General features: G+C 72.1%; 17 protein-coding genes, 1 tRNA gene and 1 pseudogene. 7 read left to right on the top strand and 12 right to left on the bottom strand.

Features of this window, described 5'->3' with window-relative positions; translation table 11 throughout:
• The first annotated feature begins 107 nt into the window (after positions 1-107).
• Entirely contained in the window at positions 108-1406 is a 1299-nt protein-coding gene (locus tag ACZ7D7_RS15455) for a class I SAM-dependent methyltransferase (RefSeq protein ID WP_470824743.1), read from the top strand.
• 66 nt (positions 1407-1472) lie between these two features.
• On the opposite strand, the gene ACZ7D7_RS15460 is transcribed toward ACZ7D7_RS15455, so the two are convergent.
• Positions 1473-4001, bottom strand: a complete 2529-nt coding sequence (locus ACZ7D7_RS15460) for an ABC transporter permease (RefSeq protein WP_470824745.1) — start codon at positions 3999-4001, stop codon at positions 1473-1475.
• Positions 4001-4822, bottom strand: a complete 822-nt coding sequence (locus ACZ7D7_RS15465) for an ABC transporter ATP-binding protein (RefSeq protein WP_470824747.1) — start codon at positions 4820-4822, stop codon at positions 4001-4003. The genes ACZ7D7_RS15460 and ACZ7D7_RS15465 overlap by 1 nt, the downstream gene beginning before the upstream one ends.
• Before the next feature lie 411 nt (positions 4823-5233).
• Between ACZ7D7_RS15465 and ACZ7D7_RS15470 the strand changes: the two genes are divergently transcribed.
• Positions 5234-5317: transfer RNA gene (locus ACZ7D7_RS15470), tRNA-Leu, on the top strand.
• 109 nt (positions 5318-5426) lie between these two features.
• On the opposite strand, the pseudogene ACZ7D7_RS15475 reads toward ACZ7D7_RS15470, so the two are convergent.
• A pseudogene (locus tag ACZ7D7_RS15475) lies at positions 5427-5795 on the bottom strand (FAD-dependent monooxygenase); the annotation flags it as partial.
• Between the two features lie 71 nt (positions 5796-5866).
• Here ACZ7D7_RS15475 and ACZ7D7_RS15480 point away from each other — a divergent pair.
• A complete protein-coding gene (locus tag ACZ7D7_RS15480; protein WP_470824748.1) occupies positions 5867-6772 on the top strand; it encodes a Bax inhibitor-1/YccA family protein in 906 nt (301 codons plus the stop codon).
• Between the two features lie 98 nt (positions 6773-6870).
• Here ACZ7D7_RS15480 and ACZ7D7_RS15485 read toward each other — a convergent pair whose 3' ends face one another.
• Positions 6871-7101: a DUF4287 domain-containing protein gene (locus ACZ7D7_RS15485; RefSeq protein ID WP_470824750.1), complete on the bottom strand. Its 231-nt coding sequence runs from the start codon at positions 7099-7101 to the stop codon at positions 6871-6873.
• A gap of 102 nt (positions 7102-7203) precedes the next feature.
• Between ACZ7D7_RS15485 and ACZ7D7_RS15490 the strand changes: the two genes are divergently transcribed.
• A complete protein-coding gene (locus tag ACZ7D7_RS15490) occupies positions 7204-7515 on the top strand; it encodes a hypothetical protein (RefSeq protein WP_470824751.1) in 312 nt (103 codons plus the stop codon).
• Between the two features lie 9 nt (positions 7516-7524).
• On the opposite strand, the gene ACZ7D7_RS15495 is transcribed toward ACZ7D7_RS15490, so the two are convergent.
• The 3 genes from ACZ7D7_RS15495 to ACZ7D7_RS15505 all read right to left on the bottom strand — a co-directional run bounded on the left by ACZ7D7_RS15495 (position 7525) and on the right by ACZ7D7_RS15505 (position 11097).
• On the bottom strand, positions 7525-8301 hold the full coding sequence (locus tag ACZ7D7_RS15495; protein WP_470824841.1) for a hypothetical protein: 777 nt from the start codon (positions 8299-8301) through the stop codon (positions 7525-7527).
• Positions 8302-8613: 312 nt separating this feature from the next.
• Positions 8614-9834, bottom strand: a complete 1221-nt coding sequence (locus tag ACZ7D7_RS15500) for an acetyl-CoA C-acetyltransferase (protein ID WP_470824752.1) — start codon at positions 9832-9834, stop codon at positions 8614-8616.
• A 213-nt stretch (positions 9835-10047) separates the two neighbouring features.
• A complete protein-coding gene (locus tag ACZ7D7_RS15505) occupies positions 10048-11097 on the bottom strand; it encodes an SGNH/GDSL hydrolase family protein (RefSeq protein ID WP_470824754.1) in 1050 nt (349 codons plus the stop codon).
• A gap of 162 nt (positions 11098-11259) precedes the next feature.
• Between ACZ7D7_RS15505 and ACZ7D7_RS15510 the strand changes: the two genes are divergently transcribed.
• Complete coding sequence (locus tag ACZ7D7_RS15510) at positions 11260-12648, top strand: cystathionine beta-synthase (RefSeq protein ID WP_470824755.1); 1389 nt, start codon at positions 11260-11262, stop codon at positions 12646-12648.
• A gap of 334 nt (positions 12649-12982) precedes the next feature.
• Here ACZ7D7_RS15510 and ACZ7D7_RS15515 read toward each other — a convergent pair whose 3' ends face one another.
• Positions 12983-13411 (bottom strand): hypothetical protein, encoded by a 429-nt coding sequence (locus ACZ7D7_RS15515; protein WP_470824843.1) that lies wholly within the window; start codon positions 13409-13411, stop codon positions 12983-12985.
• A 142-nt stretch (positions 13412-13553) separates the two neighbouring features.
• On the opposite strand from ACZ7D7_RS15515, the gene ACZ7D7_RS15520 reads away from it, so the two are divergent.
• Positions 13554-14396 carry a MurR/RpiR family transcriptional regulator gene (locus tag ACZ7D7_RS15520; RefSeq protein ID WP_470824757.1) on the top strand — a complete coding sequence of 281 codons (843 nt, stop codon included), beginning with the start codon at positions 13554-13556 and terminating at the stop codon, positions 14394-14396.
• Between the two features lie 124 nt (positions 14397-14520).
• Positions 14521-15102: a hypothetical protein gene (locus ACZ7D7_RS15525; RefSeq protein ID WP_470824759.1), complete on the top strand. Its 582-nt coding sequence runs from the start codon at positions 14521-14523 to the stop codon at positions 15100-15102.
• A 20-nt stretch (positions 15103-15122) separates the two neighbouring features.
• On the opposite strand, the gene ACZ7D7_RS15530 is transcribed toward ACZ7D7_RS15525, so the two are convergent.
• Genes ACZ7D7_RS15530 through ACZ7D7_RS15545 form a run of 4 tightly spaced genes read right to left on the bottom strand, consistent with a single transcriptional unit; the run spans position 15123 to position 17185 of the window.
• A complete protein-coding gene (locus ACZ7D7_RS15530) occupies positions 15123-15497 on the bottom strand; it encodes a roadblock/LC7 domain-containing protein (RefSeq protein WP_470824760.1) in 375 nt (124 codons plus the stop codon).
• Positions 15498-15511: 14 nt separating this feature from the next.
• Entirely contained in the window at positions 15512-15925 is a 414-nt protein-coding gene (locus ACZ7D7_RS15535) for a roadblock/LC7 domain-containing protein (protein ID WP_470824761.1), read from the bottom strand.
• A gap of 34 nt (positions 15926-15959) precedes the next feature.
• Positions 15960-16796 (bottom strand): transcriptional regulator, encoded by an 837-nt coding sequence (locus tag ACZ7D7_RS15540; RefSeq protein ID WP_470824763.1) that lies wholly within the window; start codon positions 16794-16796, stop codon positions 15960-15962.
• Positions 16793-17185: a hypothetical protein gene (locus ACZ7D7_RS15545; protein ID WP_470824765.1), complete on the bottom strand. Its 393-nt coding sequence runs from the start codon at positions 17183-17185 to the stop codon at positions 16793-16795. Before ACZ7D7_RS15545 ends, ACZ7D7_RS15540 begins: the two co-directional genes overlap by 4 nt.
• Between the last annotated feature and the right edge of the window lie 126 nt (positions 17186-17311).

Here is a 17311-nt window from a genome sequence, read left to right on the forward strand (position 1 = left end):
GCGGCCGGTTTTGCTCCCACGTGACCCCGACGCGGGACTGTACGGCGAGCCCTCCGGTGTTTACGTAGAAAGGGGTCATCCGGGATCTCGTCACGGAGGTGTGCGTCATGGCGGACGCCGCGCTGCGGCTGAACGGTCTCTTCGAACAGGTGCTGGGGGTTCCGCTCCCGGTGCGCATCCGGGCCTGGGACGGTTCGACGGCGGGTCCGCCGGGCGCGCCCACCCTCATCGTCCGCAACCGCCGCGCGCTGCGCCGTCTGCTGTGGAAGCCGGGCGAACTCGGCCTCGCCCGCGCCTGGGTGGCCGGCGACCTGGACGTCGACGGCGACCTCTACGGCGTGCTCGACCTGCTCGCCGGCTTCCTGTGGGAGCGCGACGAGGACGCCCGCACCCTCGCCCAGGCCCTGCGCGAACCCGAGGTGCGGGCCGCGGTGCGCGGGCTGGTGAGGCTCGCCGGGCCGCCGCTGCCGCCCGCCCCGCCCCGCGAGGAGGTCCGCAGACCCGGCCACCTCCACACCAGGCGCACCGACCGGCGCGCGATCAGCCACCACTACGACGTCGGCAACGACTTCTACGAGATCGTCCTCGGCCCGTCCATGGTGTACTCCTGCGCCTACTGGCAGGCCCCCGAGTCCGAGGGCGGCACCCTGGAGGACGCCCAGCGCGACAAGCTCGAACTCGTCTGCCGCAAGCTTGCCCTGACACCTGGTCAGCGGCTCCTCGACGTCGGCTGCGGCTGGGGCTCGATGGCCATCCAGGCCGCCCGCGAACACGGCGTGAGCGTCGTCGGCATCACCCTGTCCCAGGAGCAGGCCGCCCACGCCCGCAAGCGCGTCGCCGACGAGGGCCTCACGGACAAGGTGGAGATCAGGGTGCAGGACTACCGCGACGTCCGCGACGGGCCGTACGACGCGATCTCCTCCATCGGCATGGCCGAACACGTCGGCGCGGACCGCTACTTGGAGTACGCGCGCGAACTGCACGGGCTGCTCCGGCCCGGCGGACGGCTCCTCAACCACCAGATCGCCCGCCGCCCCCAGCGGGACGAATCGGCGTACAACGTCAACGAGTTCATCGACGCCTACGTCTTCCCGGACGGGGAGCTCGCCCCGCTCGGCACCACCGTCACCCAGCTGGAGCGCGCCGGGTTCGAGGTGCGCGACGTGGAGTCGATCCGCGAGCACTACGCGCTGACGCTGCGCCGTTGGGTCGCCAACCTGGAGGCCGACTGGCCGCGCGCGACGCGGCTCGCCGGGTCCGGCCGGGCGCGCGTGTGGCGCCTGTACATGGCGGCGTCGGCGCTGGCCTTCGAGCACAACCGCATCGGCGTCAACCAGGTCCTGGCCGTGAAGACCCCGGAGTCCGGCGTCTCGGGCCTGCCGCTGCGCTCGCGCACCTGGAACTGAACGCGGCCGGGCCCCGCCCCTCCCGAGACGGGGAGGGGCGGGGCCCGGTGCATGACACGTCGTCCGCTACTCCGCCTTGATCGCCTGGAGCGTGTTCAGGCGGGCCGCCCGCCGCGCCGGCCACAGCGCGGCCAGCACGCCGACCGTCGCCGCCAGCAGCAGGAAGAGAGCCATCCGGCCCCAGGGCAGGACCAGTTCGTACGTCGCCATGCTGGTGCCGAGCAGCTCGCCGGCCGCCCAGCCGAAGAACACGCCGAGGCCGATGCCCAGCACCCCGCCGAACAGGGAGATGACGAGCGACTCCAGGCGGACCATCCGCTTGACGCCCCGCCGGTCCAGGCCGATCGCGCGCAGCATGCCGATCTCCTGGGACCGCTCGAACACCGACATGGCCAGGGTGTTGATGACGCCGAGGACCGCGACGACCACGGCCATCGCCAGCAGGCCGTAGACCATGTTCAGCATCAGCGTGAACATCTGCGCGATGTCGTCGGAGATGTCCTTCTTGTCCTGGACGAGGACCGCCGGGTTGTTGCCCAGCGCCTTCTCCAGGCCGTCCTTCGCCGCGCCGGAGGCGCCGTCGGCCGTCTTCACCATGACCCGCATGTCGCCCGGGTCGCTCTGGTGCGGGGCGAGGGTCGCGGTGTCGAGCATGATGCCGCGGAACATGTCGTTGCCGACGTAGATCCCGGCGACCGTCAGCCGCTGCTTCTCGCCGTCCTCGAAGGCGACGGTGAAGCCGGAGCCGGGCTTCCAGCCGTGCGACGTCGCGGTGTCGTCGTCCACGACGACCCGGCTGCCGCCCACCGCGAACGCACCGGAGTCCATGTCCAGTTCGGTCAGCTCACCGATGGCCGAGCCGTCGACGCCGGTCAGGTACTCGGTCTCGCCGTCGATGCGGGACGGCGCGTTGCGCAGCGGGCTGGTGGCGGTGACGCCGTCGGTCTCCCGCAGCTTCTTCTCGACGTCGGGGGAGAGGGTGTTGCCGTTGGCCATGGACACCACGTAGTCGGCGCTGATCGACGCCGACGCCATCTCGTCGATGGACTTCTGCAGGCTGCCCGCCATCACGGTCATGCCGGTGATGAGGGTCAGGCCGATCATCAGCGCGGAGGCGGTGGCGGCCGTGCGGCGCGGGTTGCGCACCGAGTTCTGCCGGGCGAGCCTGCCGGAGACGCCGAAGGCGCGCAGCAGGGGCGCGGCGGCGGCGATCAGCGGCCGGGACAGCAGCGGCGTCAGGACGAACACGCCGGTGATCAGCAGGACCGCGCCGATACCCATCGGGGCCTGCCCGTCCGAGCCGCTCATCGACGTCGCGGCCAGCACGACGGCGACGCCCGCCGCCGCGAGCAGCGCGCCCAGCGTGTTGCGCAGCACCAGCGACTTGGTGGTCGCCTTGGCGTGCACGCTGCTCATCGCGGCGACCGGCGGGATCTTCGCGGCGCGTCGGCCGGGCAGCCAGGCCGCGAGCACGGTGACGACGATGCCGACGGCGAGGGCGGCGCCGACCGTGCCCGGCGTGACGACCAGCGGACCGTCGGGCACGGTCGCGCCGAGCGAGCCCATCAGGGACCGCAGCCCGGCGCCGATGCCGATGCCGGCGAGCAGGCCGGTCACGGCGGCGACCGCGCCGACGACGAACGCCTCGATCAGCACCGACCGCGTGACCTGCCGGCGGGAGGCGCCCACCGCGCGCAGCAGCGCCAGCTCCCGGGTGCGCTGGGCGACCAGCATGGTGAAGGTGTTGGCGATGATGAAGGTGCCGACGAACAGGGCGATGCCCGCGAAGACCAGCAGGCCCTGCTTCATCCCGCTCATCGACGAGGCGATCGCCTCGGCCTGGTCGGCGGCGAGCCGCTCGCCCGTGGTGGTCTCGACGACGTCCTTCGGCAGGGCGCGGTCCAGTTCGGCCTTGAGCGCGGCCTGCGTGACGCCCGCCTTCGCCTCGACGGCGATCTCGTCGTACGTGCCCGCCTCGCCGAACAGCCGCTGGGCGGTGGCCGTGTCGAACAGGGCGAGGCTGCCGCCGGCGGCGACGTTGCCGTCGTCGGTGGTGAAGACGCCGGTGATCCTCGGCGTCAGCACGGGCCCGTCCACCGACAGCCGTACGGTGTCGCCGACCTCGTAGCCGGCGCGCTTCGCGGTCTCGGCGTCGACGAGGACCTCGCCGGGGCCCTTCGGGGCGTGCCCGGCGACCAGCGGATAGCGGGGATCCTTCGCGCCCCAGTAGTTGCCGCCCTGGGACTGGAAGCCGTTGCCGATCAGCTTGCCGTCCTTGTCGGCCAGGGCGGTGAAGCCGCTGACGACGCCGACGGCGGAGGCGGCGCCCGGCACGCGCGCGCTGCGGTCGAGCAGTGCCTGCGTCAGCTCGGGCACCTCGCCGACCCTGTCGCCCTCGGCCTCCCGGTAGTCGGGCCGGACGGCGACGTCGACCCGGTCGAAGCCCTTGGCGGAACTCTTCTGGAACGCCTCGGAGATGGTGTTGGTGAAGACCAGCGTCCCGGACACGAACGCCACGCCGAGCATCACGGCGAGCACGGTCATCAGAAGCCTGGCCTTGTGCGCAAGTACGGTGCGCAGGGCGGTGCGGAACATCAGCTCGTGCGGCCCTTCGCGTCGAACTGCTTCATGAAGTCGAGGACGTTGTCGGCGGTCGGGCCGTCCATCTCGTCGACGATGCGGCCGTCGGCGAGGAAGACGACGCGGTCCGCGTAGGCGGCGGCCACCGGGTCGTGGGTGACCATCACGACCGTCTGCCCGAGCTCGCGCACGGAGTTGCGCAGGAAGCCCAGCACCTCGGCGCCGGAACGGGAGTCGAGGTTCCCGGTCGGCTCGTCGCCGAAGATGATGTCCGGCCGGGAGGCCAGCGCGCGGGCCACGGCCACGCGCTGCTGCTGGCCGCCGGACAGCTGGGAGGGCCGGTGGCCGAGCCGGTCGGCGAGGCCGGTCATCCGGATCACGTCGTCCAGCCACTGCTTGTCCGGCCTGCGGCCCGCGATGTCCATGGGGAGCGTGATGTTCTCCAGGGCGGTCAGGGTGGGCAGCAGGTTGAACGCCTGGAAGATGAAGCCGATCTTGTCCCGCCGCAACTTGGTGAGCTGCTTGTCCTTCAGGGAGCCGAGTTCGGTCTCGCCGACGCGCACCGAACCGGAGGAGAAGGTGTCGAGGCCGGCCACGCAGTGCATCAGCGTGGACTTGCCGGACCCGGACGGGCCCATGATCGCGGTGAACTCGGCCTGCCGGAAGTCGACGGAGACCCGGTCGAGGGCGACCACCCGGGTCTCGCCCTGTCCGTAGATCTTCGACAGATCCGTGGCGCGGGCGGCCACGGCGGTGGACCGCGCGGCGGGTGCTGTGGTGGTCACGGGGAGACACTCCTGTGGGACGACGACGGTACGAGAACGAGCACGATCCATCGTTCTGCCCGCGGGGCGCCGTGTAGTCAGCCGCTGTTCCCGTTCCGGGGGGCGACTCGGGACGGACCGAGGGCGGTCGCGTCATACCTGGGGATGACGGGCGACCCCGACGCGAGGCCCGCGCGAGTACGGAGGGAGCGCTTCCACGAGGCCTGGTGGAGGGCTCGTGGGGGCGCGGACGGAGCCCTCCGCGATAACAGGGGGGACCCCCTTGTTCGTACGGTGAAATTCCGTCATTCCCCATGCGCCGCCGCACGTCACACGCAAGGCTGTTGGCAAGTGCGGATGGCCTGCCCCGGTGTCTGATGCACCCTCAGACATCAATAAAATAAGACAACATCGGTTCCGAGCGTCAGGTGAGGGAGGGAGGCGCCCCGATAGGCTCGGAACCTGTTGCGGAGCCCATGGCCTGCCCGGATGGTGGAATGCAGACACGGCGAGCTTAAACCTCGCTGCCCCTTCGCGGGCGTGCCGGTTCAAGTCCGGCTCCGGGCACTTCCGACGCACGCCGGGCCGCGCACGCGGCGGCCCCGCTCCCGCACCCCTCCGACGAAGCCGCGCCTCGTCACGGACGTCCGAGGATGCCGACGGTGGTGCGCATCGGTCGGTCGTGCCGGGCGTGGATCAGCTCGTCGTGGGAGGGCGGCACGTCGGCGAGGACGCCGAGCCAGGCGTAGGGGTACGTCCGCTCGAAGACGCGGGCCGTCTCCGCGGGCACGGCCCGGCGGGACACGCCCCAGAAGCCGTCGCGGCCGACGACGCAGTCGCACTCCAGGACGTCCTCGGCGCGGGGCGTGGCCTCGCGCGCCGCCGAGACCGACCTGGCCGAGGTCTGCACGGGCTTCCCCCGTCGCGTGAGCGCGGGCCGCCTTTGTCGCAGGTCGGTCATGAACGGGTCCCCACGGGTGTCGGGAATCACGGACCCGCGTAGCGTGTTGCGCAGCACCACGAGGGAAAGATCCTCCCCAAGCACTAGGGTCAATCCTTTGCCTGCCTATTACTCTAGAAGCCAAGGCCACGCAGTGTTGGCCATGGAGGAGTGAAATGAGGAGCAGAAACCCGGTCTTCTCGCGACGGGGGTTCAGCCGCGACAACGGCTACGCGGGCTTCAACACCGCGCCGCAGGCCGGGGGACCCGCTGTCGCCACGCAGGGCAACCCGTACGCCCAGCAGACCGCCAACCCGTACGCGCAGAACCCCTACGCGCAGAACCCTTACGCGCAGCAGGACCTGCAGCACGGCGCGCCGCAGGCGCCGGTCACCACCGACCGCATGACGATGGACGACGTCGTCATGCGCACGGCGACCACGCTCGGCGTGCTCATCGTCACGGCCGCGCTCTCCTGGGCGCTGCTGCCGGTCGACGACGCCAACATCAGCCGCAGCTATGGCATCGGTATCGGCGCCGCGCTGATCGGCATGGTCCTGGCGCTGGTGCAGTCCTTCAAGCGCAAGGCCTCCCCGGCGCTGATCCTGACCTACGCGGCGTTCGAGGGCGTCTTCCTCGGCGTGGTCTCCAGCATCGTCGACAACCGCATCGCGAGCGGTGCGGCCATGCAGGCGGTGCTCGGCACGATGGCGGTCTTCGTCGGCGTGCTGGTCGCCTACAAGGCGGGCTGGATCCGCGTCAACCGCCGCTTCTACGGCTTCGTGATGGCGGCGGCGCTCGGCTTCGTCCTGCTGATGGCCGTGAACCTGCTGTTCGCGGTGTTCGGCGGCGGTGACGGCCTCGGCTTCCGCAGCGGTGCCCTCGGTGTCGTCTTCGGCGTCATCGGCATCCTGCTCGGCGCCTGCTTCCTCGCCCTGGACTTCAAGCAGGTCGAGGACGGGCTGGCCTACGGCGCCCCGCGCGAGGAGGCGTGGCTCGCGGCCTTCGGCCTCACGCTGACGCTGGTGTGGATCTACCTCGAGTTCCTGAGGCTCATCTCGATCCTCAACAGCAACGACTAGCGGCGCACCTGCCGCGGTTCGCCGCGGATGTGCGAAGGGGCCCCGGATCCGTCCGGGGCCCTTCGTCGTCTCGTCGCGTCGCGAGACCGTGTGCGCGCCTACCGCAGTTTGCGCGCGGCCCTCCTCAGGTCGTACTCGTGGATGATCGCCTTCGCGTGGCCGTACGCGAGATTGTGCTCGGCGCGGAGCCAGCTGACCTTCTCTTCGAAGCGGAAGAGAGCGGGGCCTTCTTCGACGGTGCGGATCCAGTCGGAGATCTCACGACCGGTGCAGTGCGGAATACGGGCTAGCAGGTTGCGATGGGTCTCCTCGGAGAAGACTTGGGACATCGGCGCCTCCGGACGCATGGGATGTAAGCCGGTCCTTCAGGTCACCGTGCCTGAGCGTTCGCCCGTTGGCAACAGTGCCGCCGAGGCGCGTACGCTCGCGGCGTGGTTGATACGACGCCCCTCACTCTCGCCGTGGATCACTTCGCCGACCGCCTGCGGGCCGCACCGCAGAGCCGGCTCCAGCGAGGGGCCGCCGCCGAGGCGCTGGCACTGGCGCGGGAGTTGGCCCGGCGGGCCCAGCTGCGGGAGTTCCCCGGCGCGGAGCCGCGGGAGATGCCGGACGCGGGGATGTTCGCCGCCGCCGACCAAATCACCGTCGCGGGGCACGACTTGGCGCTGGTGCTGACGACCGGGGCCGACGTCGAGGAAGCGGTGCGGCTGGTGGAGGAGGCCCGGCAGCGGGCCGGGGTGTAGCCGGTCTTCTCAGAGCGACGCGATGACGCGGTCGGCCAGGATGTAGACGTTCTCCTCGCCGCAGGCGAAGGTCAGCGTGTAGGCGCCGGAGATCCCGGAGCCGCCGAGCAGGTACGGGCTCTCGCCGGCCCGGAGGGCGGCGGCCAGCCGGTCCGCGGTCTCGCGGTGGCCCGGCGTCATGCACAGGGTCGTGCCGTCGGCGAAGACGTACACGTCGAGGGTGCCAAGCGGGCCCGGGCGGACGTCGGTCAGCTCGACGCGGGACGTGGCCAGCTCCTCCAGCGTGGCGACCGTGCGCTCGTGGTCGTTCACGACGGGTGAGGGGGCCGGGACGAAGTCCGGGTGCGAGGGGTGCCGGCGGCGGGCCGCGGCCAGCTCCGCGGACTCACCCGCGGTCTCCTCGGTGTCCCCGCCCGGCTCGGTCACCGGCTCCAGGTGCTCGAGTCCGGCGAAGTCGGCCTGCCGGGGCAGGAACAGCTCGCTGTCGGGCAGGCCCAGCAGCGTCGGCGTGTCGGCGGCGTCGCGGGCCTCCTGCGCGGCCCAGAAGGCACGCGCCTCGGCGAGCTCGCGCTCCCGCTCCTCGGCCAGCGCCTCGGCCACGGCCGTGCGTATCTCATCGGCCTCGGCGGTGGCGCGGGCGGCGGGGATGGCCGCACGCGTGGCGCGGCTCTCGGCCAGCTCGGCGTGGAGCGCCGCGACCTGGCGGCGCAGCACCACGAGGGTGCGCAGGACGGCGACGCCCACGGCGCCCGTGGCGGCCGTGGTGATCAGCAGGGCGATCGGCATGGCGCTCACTGACGTACTCCCGGTTCAAAGTCGACCCCCGACTTCCTACATCAGCTTGAAGGGCGGACTAACCCCCTGTCAGTGCGTAACGTCACGAAAGGGACGGGACTTTGGCCCCGCACCCACCATGGCAGCGGCCCTGACCTGCGGGAATCGCCGGGCGGAGGGAGATAGGTCACATCCTGAGGGAGATTGGATCACAAAACGGCCCGGCGCCCCGGTGGTTCCGGGGCGTCGGGCCGATGCGGTGACGCTGGGTTCAACTCCCGTCACGCGGACGGGATCAGATGCCCGGTGCGGGCGCGCGCTGTCTCAGCTGAGGCGCTCGATGACCATCGCCATGCCCTGGCCGCCGCCGACGCACATGGTCTCCAGGCCGAACTGCTTGTCGTGCCACTGGAGCGAGTTGATCAGCGTGCCGGTGATGCGGGCGCCGGTCATGCCGAAGGGGTGGCCGACGGCGATGGCGCCGCCGTTGACGTTCAGCTTCTCCAGCGGGATGCCGAGGTCGCGGTAGGAGGGGATCACCTGGGCGGCGAACGCCTCGTTGATCTCGACCAGGTCGATGTCGTCGATGGTCAGGCCGGCCCGGCGCAGAGCCTGCTGCGAGGCCTCGACCGGGCCGAGGCCCATGATCTCGGGGGACAGGCCGGAGACGCCGGTGGAGACGATCCGGGCCAGCGGGGTGAGACCGAGCTCGCGGGCCTTGGTGTCGCTCATGATGACGAGCGCGGCGGCGCCGTCGTTGAGCGGGCAGCAGTTGCCGGCGGTGACCAGGCCGTCGGGGCGGAAGACCGGCTTGAGGCCCTGGACGCCCTCCAGGGTGACGCCGGGGCGCGGGCCGTCGTCCTTGGAGACCACGGTGCCGTCGGGCAGCGTGACCGGGGTGATCTCCCGCTCCCAGAAGCCGTTCTTGATGGCTTCCTCGGCGAGGTTCTGCGAGCGGACGCCGAACTCGTCCATGTCCTGGCGGGTGACGCCCTTCCAGCGGGCGAGGTTCTCGGCGGTCTGGCCCATCGCGATGTACGGGTCGGGCAGCAGGCCGTCCTCGCGCGGGTCGTGCCAGGTGGTGCCCTCCTGCTGGGCGACCTCCGCCGTGCGGGCCTCGGCCTCGGCGAACAGCGGGTTGCGCGTGTCCGGGAGGCTGTCCGAGTTGCCCTTGGCGAAGCGGGAGACGGTCTCGACGCCGGCCGAGATGAAGACGTCGCCCTCGCCGGCCTTGATGGCGTGCAGGGCCATGCGGGAGGTCTGCAGGGACGAGGAGCAGTACCGGGTGACCGTGCAGCCGGGCAGGTGGTCCATGCCCATCTGCACGGCGACGACGCGGCCGAGGTTGTTGCCCTGCTCGCCGCCGGGCAGGCCGCAGCCCAGCATCAGGTCGTCGATGTCCTTCGGGTCCAGCTCGGGGACCTTGGCGAGGGCGGCCTGGATGATCGTGGCGGTGAGGTCGTCGGGGCGCAGGTCCTTGAGGGAGCCCTTGAAGGCGCGGCCGATGGGGGAGCGGGCGGCTGAGACGATCACGGCTTCGGGCATCACGGCTCCATTGGCATGCGTACGGGATCGGCAGGGTTGTCTGGGAAGTTACCCGTACGTATGGCCCGGGTCACGGGTCGGGCGGTGTGACCCGCGCCGCAGTTTTCTAAGCGCTTGCTTTTCCCGCTTGCGTGATCCGCCCGCTCCGCACCGTCACGACACCCGTCACGACACCCGTCACGGCGACCGGGACGACACCCGTCACGACCGCCGTCACGACGACCGGGACGACGACTGCCCGGAGGGCTGCCCCGTCGGTGCCGGCTCCGCCTCCGGCACCCGGCGCCTGCGCCGCCGCTTGAGCAGCGCCCACGGGCCCCGGGGGCCGCTCGGCATCGCCGCCGCGACCTCCGTACCGGCCTCCGAGGCGGCCTCGGCCGCCGCCCGCGCCACCGGCAGGAAGCCCTCGCGGCGGGAGACGTCCGGACGCTCCTCCTCCGCCGGCCACAGCCCCAGCGCCGCGCACACCGTCGGCAGGACCGCCATCGCGGCCGTCGCGTACCCCTCGGCCGACGGGTGGTAGTTGTCCGGGCCGAACAGCTCGCGCGGGTTGGCCGCGAACTCCGGGCCCAGCAGATCGCCCAGCGACACCGTGCGACCGCCCTGCTGGACGGCGCCGATCGTCTGCGCGGCGGCCAGCTGCCGCGAGGCCCGGCGGGCCAGCCAGCGCAGCGGCTGCCGCACCGGCTCGATCGTGCCCAGGTCGGGGCAGGTGCCGACCACGACCTCCGCCCCGGCCGTCCGCAGCCGCCGTACCGCCGCCGACAGACAGCGCACCGAGCGGGTGGCCGGCATCCGGTTCGTCACGTCGTTGGCGCCGATCATGATCACGCAGACGTCCGGCAGCCCGCCCGTGTCCGCGAGCACCTGCGACACCTGGCGCTCCAGATCGTCGGAGCGGGCCCCGGGAACCGCGACCGAGCGCAGCATCACGGGGCGCTCCGCGACCGCGGAGAGCCCCGCCGCCAGCAGCGCGCCCGGCGTCTGCCCCGCCCGGTGCACGCCCTGCCCGGCCGCCGTGGAGTCGCCCAGCATCGTCAGCCGCAGCGGCGGCTCACCGGAGGCGGGCAGTGACGCGCCGTACAGGCCTTCCGCGTTCGGCACCCGGGGCGGCGTGCCGTTGCCGACACGGCGCCGGGCCAGCTGCATCTCGGCCACCAGCAGCCCGACCGTGGCCGCGCCCGCCAGGCCGATCCCGCCCCCGCCGTACGCCGCCCCGGCCGCGATCCGCCGGGCCGCCCTCGCCCTCGACATGCTCGTCATGCGTCGCCGCCACCTCCTCGATGCCCTACCTCCTGCTTGCCCCGTACGGCCCGTCGGTCAATCGCAACAACCTGTGAACAGCCCGTCCGAGTCGCCCGAGGCCATAGGCTGGCTGCACATCACGACCACACCATTTGCCATTTGCAGCATCCGGAGACAACGGTGCAATTCCACGACTCGATGATCAGCCTCGTCGGCAACACCCCGCTGGTGAGGCTCAACAGCGTGACCAAGGGCATCAGGGCGACCGTCCTGGCCAAGGTGGAGTACTTCAATCCCGGCGGTTCGGTGAAGGACCGCATCGCCCTGCGCATGATCGAGGCCGCAGAAAAGAGCGGCGAACTGAAGCCCGGCGGCACCATCGTGGAGCCGACCAGCGGCAACACGGGCGTCGGCCTGGCGATCGTGGCCCAGCAAAAGGGCTACAAGTGCATCTTCGTGTGCCCCGACAAGGTCTCCACGGACAAGATCAACGTCCTGCGCGCCTACGGCGCCGAGGTGGTCGTGTGCCCCACCGCCGTCGACCCCGAGCACCCCGACTCGTACTACAACGTCTCCGACCGGCTGGTCCGCGAGACGCCGGGCGCCTGGAAGCCGGACCAGTACTCCAACCCCAACAACCCGCTCTCCCACTACCACTCCACCGGCCCGGAGCTGTGGGAGCAGACGGAGGGGCGGATCACCCACTTCGTCGCGGGCGTCGGCACCGGCGGCACCATCTCCGGCACCGGCCGGTACCTGAAGGACGCCAGTGACGGCAAGGTGAAGATCATCGGCGCCGACCCGGAGGGCTCCGTCTACTCGGGCGGCTCCGGCCGGCCGTACCTGGTCGAGGGCGTAGGCGAGGACTTCTGGCCGACCGCCTACGACCGGACCGTCGCCGACGAGATCGTCCCGGTGTCCGACAAGGACTCCTTCCAGATGACCCGCCGCCTCGCCAAGGAGGAGGGCCTGCTGGTGGGCGGCTCCTGCGGCATGGCCGTCGTCGCCGCCCTGCGCGTCGCCGAGCGGCTCGGCGAGGACGACGTGGTGGTCGTCCTGCTGCCGGACAGCGGCCGCGGCTACCTCAGCAAGATCTTCAACGACGAGTGGATGGCCGACTACGGCTTCCTGGAGGACACCGGCCCCAGCGCCCGCGTCGCCGACGTGCTCGACGACAAGGTGCACGGCGCCATCCCGTCCCTCGTCCACATGCACCCCGAGGAGACCGTCGGCCAGGCCATCGAGGTGCTGCGCGAGTACGGCGTCTCCCAGATGCCCGTCGTCAAGCCCGGCGCCGGCCACCCCGACGTCATGGCCGCGGAGGTCGTCGGCTCGGTCGTGGAACGGGAGTTGCTGGACGCGCTGTTCAACAAGCGGGCCTCCCTGGACGACCCGCTGGAGAAGCACATGTCGGCCCCGCTGCCGCAGGTCGGCTCCGGCGAACCCGTCGAGGACCTGATGTCGGTGCTGGGCTCGGCCGACGCGGCGATCGTCCTCGTCGAGGGCAAGCCGACCGGCGTCGTCAGCCGGCAGGACCTGCTGTCCTTCCTCGCGACGAACGGGAAGTGACGGCAGACGTCCGGTGAACCACGAGGGCCGGCGCCGAACTTGCGGTGATCAACGACCTTCGTGGACTTCGCGGAAGTGGTACGAGCGCGTCACGTCCGCGCAGCACCCGCTTAACACGTGTAGGGCACATTGGAGGTGTCGGCAAGGGCGGGAGCGGCTCCCCGCTCGGGCCGGCACCGAACGGCGCCAAGGACCTCCGGAGCGGCTCCCGGACCTCCATGGACGCCACGGACGCGCAAGCCCGGCCCTGACCCGGCCCGCGTCCCACGCGGGGACCGCCGTCGTCCCGCCCCCCGTCACAGGGGGTGCGGCGGTCCCCGCCTACTCCTTCCGCTCACTCGGTCCAATCGGTGTCTTCGGACCGCTTCTTCCGCCCGCCCCCGAACAACGCCGGGTTCTGGCGGGCCGCCTGGACCACGTTCACCCCGGCGATGCCCGCCCAGGCGACCAGCAGGCCGGGCAGTTCCGCGACGCCGCCGCCGATCGCCGACAGCGGGACCGCGAGGACCAGCGAGACGATGCCGAAGCCGAAGCGCTCGCCCCAGGAGTCCGTCGGCCGCGGCGAGCGCGCGTCCCGGGCCACCACCATCTGCTGCTCGGCGAACTGCCGGCGCACCCGCCGCTCCACCGCCCCGTCGATGCGCTGATCGACCTTCTCCAGGAACGACTCGACCAGCGCCGACTCATACTCCTCGCCCAGCTCCCTGCGCGCCTGCAAGGTGGCGTCGAGTTCCTTCTTCAGATCGGTGTCCCGCGCGTCCATTCCGGTCATGCTCACCACGCTAGGCAGCGGCCCGGCCCGACGCACTGGGGCTAACCCCCCTCTCCGCACGGGGGCCGGCTCGCGTCTCTGTATAACGGCATGCAGACTTCTGATGGCTGAAGAGGATGAGGGGGAGCACGTCATGAGCGGGACCGACAGCCCTGCGGCTCGATTGCAGGCGCTCTTCGAGGGGCACCGGCTGACGCCGACCCAGCGGCGCATCGCGCACAGCATGGTGCGCCGGGCCGCCGACGTGCCGTTCCTGTCCAGCGTGGAACTCGCCGAACTCGCCGGGGTCAGCCAGCCGTCCGTCACCCGCTTCGCCGTCGCCCTCGGCTTCGACGGCTACCCCGCGTTGCGCCGCCACCTGCGCGAGGTGGCGCCCCCCGAGCAGACGGCGGACACGGCGTCGTTCAACGAGTTCCAGCAGGCCGTCGAGGCCGAGATCGAGAACCTCCGCCATCTGTCGGAGGCGCTGGCCGACCCGCGTCCGGTGCGCCGGGCGGGCCAACTGCTCGCCGCCTCCCGCCCGTTGCCCGTCCTCGGACTGCGCGCGGCGGCGGCGCAGGCGTACGGCTTCGCGTACTTCGCCGCCAAGGTCCATCCCGACGTACGGCTGCTGGGCGAGGGCGGCACGATGGTCCAGGACCGCATCGACGCCGCGGTCCGGGCCGGCGCCACGGCGCTGATCTGCTTCGCGCTGCCCCGGCACCCCCGCGAGGTCGTCGACACGCTCACCTACGCCAAGGAGGCAGGCCTGGCCGTGGTCACGGTGGCCGACTCCGCGTTCGCGCCGGTCGCCAAGGTGTCCGACCTGCTGCTGCCCGCCGCCGTCGGCACGGCGCTCGCCTTCGACACCGCCTGCGGCCCGATGCTGCTGGGCCGGGTGCTGCTGGAGGCCATGTGCGACGACCTGCCGGACGCGCAGGCGCGGCTGGAGGAGTTCGACGCGCGGGCGGCGGCCCGCGGCCTGTTCGTGGAGTGAGCCTCCGCGGATTCTCAGATTCGTCTCACCTTGCCCCGCTAGCGTGCGTGTCCTAAAACTCCGTTACATCCTTCGGACACTTCGCACTGCGCGAACTTCGACAGACGTGAGACGGGAGGCTGACGTGGCGCGCGGAGGACAAGGGCTTGCTCGGGTGGCCGTCGTTCTACGGGCCGGGGCGGCACCGCTGTGGTGGCTGGGCGTCCTGGCGGCGGGCATCGGCATGGCGGTGCCCGGACTGACCGGACGCCGGATCGGGACACTGGCCGGGGCCGCGCTGTTCCTGGTGGCGGCGGCCGTCGTGGCGTACGCCCGCCGGGGCAGGTACCGGACGCTGGCCCGCTCGGCGGTCCGCGCCGGCAAGCATGACGTGCTCCAGGACCGGGCGGTGACCGGCCGCACCTGGCGCCGGGGACACCGCTGGTGGCTGCTGCTCGCGTTCCTGGCGGCGCTGGGCAGCGCGTTCGCCGTACCGGTCGCGGGCGGCATGCTGCTGGCCGGGACGGGCGTCGGACTGTGGCTGAAGGCCGCGTGGTTCGGGCGCCTGGAGCGGGCCGACGACGTCCTGCTGTGGGCCCGTGTCGACTGGCTCGCCGCGGGTGGCAGCCCGGCCGGCAAGGCCGTGAAGGGCTACCGCAGCACGGGCATCGCGGCGGGCGACGCGGCCCCCGGAGGAGCCCGCCGCCGCACCGCCGCGCTGGTCTGATCCCGGCCCCGGACCGGGCCTCAGACCTCCAGCTCCTCCTCGATCCTCTTCAGCTGGTGGCGGGCCATCGCCAGGTTGGCCCGCTTGGCGTCGAGGACGAGGTAGAGGAAGAGGCCGTTGCCGCTGCGCCCGCTGAGCAGGCGGATCAGGTGGTACTGGTCGGAGAGCGTGATCAGGATGTCCTCGATGCTGCTCTTGAGCCCGAGGTGCTCGATGGTGCGCATCTTGGCGCGCACGACGTCGGTGTTGCCCGCGGCGGCGACGTTCAGGTCGAAGGTCTTGCCGCCGCCCATCGTGCCCAGGGCCATGCCGCTGGTGTAGTCGACGAGCGCGACTCCGGTCGCGCCCTCGATGGAGGCGAGGGCTTCCTTCAGCGCGGTCTCGGTGTTGGCCATGACGGTGGTTCCTCTCAGTTCTGGACGTGTTCGGTGTGCTGTGCGGGTTCGGGGTTCGGTGCGGTGTCGACGAGTTCGCCGATGCGGGCGCCCGCGCGGCGGCCCTCCAGGTGGAGGCGCCCGACGTTCACGCGGTCCTCGGCGAGGAGCGTGAGGACGGCGGAGCGGCCCGCCGCGTACGTCGCGACGTAGCCGCGCGCGCCGCGCACCAGCAGTTCGCGGAAGCCGCCCTGGCCGGTCGCGTCGGTCAGCCGCGCGGTGACGCCGAGCGCCGCCGCGGTGAGCGCCGCCACGCCCTCGGGTTCGACGCCGGGGGCGTCGTGGGCGATGACCAGGCCGTCGACGCTCGCGGCGAGGGCGCCCGTGAGCTGCGGCACCCGGGTCTTGAGGCGCCGCAGCTCGTCCAGGACGTCGGCCTCGGTTGCCATCAGGTTTCTCCTCTCGGCACGCGTCCGCTGCCGTTCACAGCGCCTCCAGCGCATCCCTGAGCCTCTTCAGCAACGTGATGTCGGGGTCGGTGACCACGGGCAGACCCGCGCCCACGGCGGTCGGGGCGTTCGGGGCGTTCGGGCCGGGGTGGGCGGCGGGCGGTGTGGTCGGGGCGGACGTGAGGATGCCGGCCGCCACCAGCCGGCGTACGTCGACCAGCGTGTGGAACGCCGGCCGGCTCAGTTCCCGCGCGATGTCCTGTGCCGTGCGGACGCCGTCCACGAGGGCCAGCACGGCCCTCTGACGGGGCGTCGGCGCGGGCGCGCGGGCGGCGTCCCCGGCGCGGAGCAGGGGCGCGGTGTCCGGCGCCGGGTCGGGCCACACGCGGCGCAGCAGCGCACGGCGGCGCAGGACGCCGCGCTCCAGGTCCTCGACCGGCACCGGCGGTACGACGCCCGGCGCGTGCGGTGTGCCGTGGTGGAAGCGGCCCGGCGTCCGGCTGGGGGCGAGTGCGAAGTAGGCCGCGTCGTGGAAGGCGGTCAGGTGGCAGACCTCCAGCGCGGCCCGGGTGACGAGGTGCGCACCCCGGGGCCCGGCGGCGGGTCCGGAACCGGTTGAGGGCCCGGGCCCGGCGGCGCGTCCGGAACCGCCGGACAGCAGCGCGTCGGCGTCGGGCGCGGCGGGGCTCTCGGCGTGCACCACGTGCCCGTCGGCGAGGTGCAGGGTGCCGCCCTCGCGGACGAGGGAGCCGGTGGCCCGGTCGGCGGCGAGGCGGGTCAGCATCGGCGAGAGGTGGCCCGGCCCGGCGGTGGGCGCCGTCGACTTCTCGCGTATCGGCAGGCGCGGCGGAGTCGTCATGACCGCCGTCATCCCAGGACCAGCCGTCCGGCCATCTCACCGAGCCGGATGCGGGCCAGCGCGAGGTTGCCGTCGGCGCGGCCCATCCACAGGTGGAGGAAGACGCTGCTGTCGAAGGACGTCCGCACGAACCGCAGGACGTGATAGCTGTCCCGGTTGCTGACGATCACGTCCTCGACCGGCGGGTCCACCTCGCCGCCGGTGTCGTCGGCCGCGAACGCGCGGTGCTCGGCGGCCAGCCGCGCGAACTCCGCCGCCTCGGCGGCGGCCGTCTCGTGGTCGCCGCCCGGCGCCTCACCGACGGTGCCCAGGGCCAGCCCGCTCGTCCAGTCCACCAGAGAGGCACCCCGGGCACCGGGCAGACGCATCGCTTCGAGCAGACACTCGTCGATTCCGGGCACGGCGACGTCCCCTCCCCATGGGCTTCGGTTGAGTAACCCCGAAACTACGCTCCGTGTGAGTCCCAGGTGGAGGTTCTGGCATTTTCCCGTGGAACATGCGTGAAGCGGCTAGCGTGGACCAATTGG

The organism is Streptomyces sp. NPDC037054 (assembly GCF_055606745.1).

Coding starts and splice junctions, on each gene's coding strand:
- ACZ7D7_RS15455 (WP_470824743.1), top strand. CDS start 108: ATGGCGGACGCCGCGCTGCGGCTGAACGGTCTCTTCGAACAGGTGCTG.
- ACZ7D7_RS15460 (WP_470824745.1), bottom strand. CDS start 4,001: ATGTTCCGCACCGCCCTGCGCACCGTACTTGCGCACAAGGCCAGGCTT.
- ACZ7D7_RS15465 (WP_470824747.1), bottom strand. CDS start 4,822: ATGGATCGTGCTCGTTCTCGTACCGTCGTCGTCCCACAGGAGTGTCTC.
- ACZ7D7_RS15480 (WP_470824748.1), top strand. CDS start 5,867: ATGAGGAGCAGAAACCCGGTCTTCTCGCGACGGGGGTTCAGCCGCGAC.
- ACZ7D7_RS15485 (WP_470824750.1), bottom strand. CDS start 7,101: ATGTCCCAAGTCTTCTCCGAGGAGACCCATCGCAACCTGCTAGCCCGT.
- ACZ7D7_RS15495 (WP_470824841.1), bottom strand. CDS start 8,301: ATGCCGATCGCCCTGCTGATCACCACGGCCGCCACGGGCGCCGTGGGC.
- ACZ7D7_RS15500 (WP_470824752.1), bottom strand. CDS start 9,834: ATGCCCGAAGCCGTGATCGTCTCAGCCGCCCGCTCCCCCATCGGCCGC.
- ACZ7D7_RS15505 (WP_470824754.1), bottom strand. CDS start 11,097: ATGACGAGCATGTCGAGGGCGAGGGCGGCCCGGCGGATCGCGGCCGGG.
- ACZ7D7_RS15515 (WP_470824843.1), bottom strand. CDS start 13,411: ATGGACGCGCGGGACACCGATCTGAAGAAGGAACTCGACGCCACCTTG.
- ACZ7D7_RS15520 (WP_470824757.1), top strand. CDS start 13,554: ATGAGCGGGACCGACAGCCCTGCGGCTCGATTGCAGGCGCTCTTCGAG.
- ACZ7D7_RS15530 (WP_470824760.1), bottom strand. CDS start 15,497: ATGGCCAACACCGAGACCGCGCTGAAGGAAGCCCTCGCCTCCATCGAG.
- ACZ7D7_RS15535 (WP_470824761.1), bottom strand. CDS start 15,925: ATGGCAACCGAGGCCGACGTCCTGGACGAGCTGCGGCGCCTCAAGACC.
- ACZ7D7_RS15540 (WP_470824763.1), bottom strand. CDS start 16,796: ATGACGGCGGTCATGACGACTCCGCCGCGCCTGCCGATACGCGAGAAG.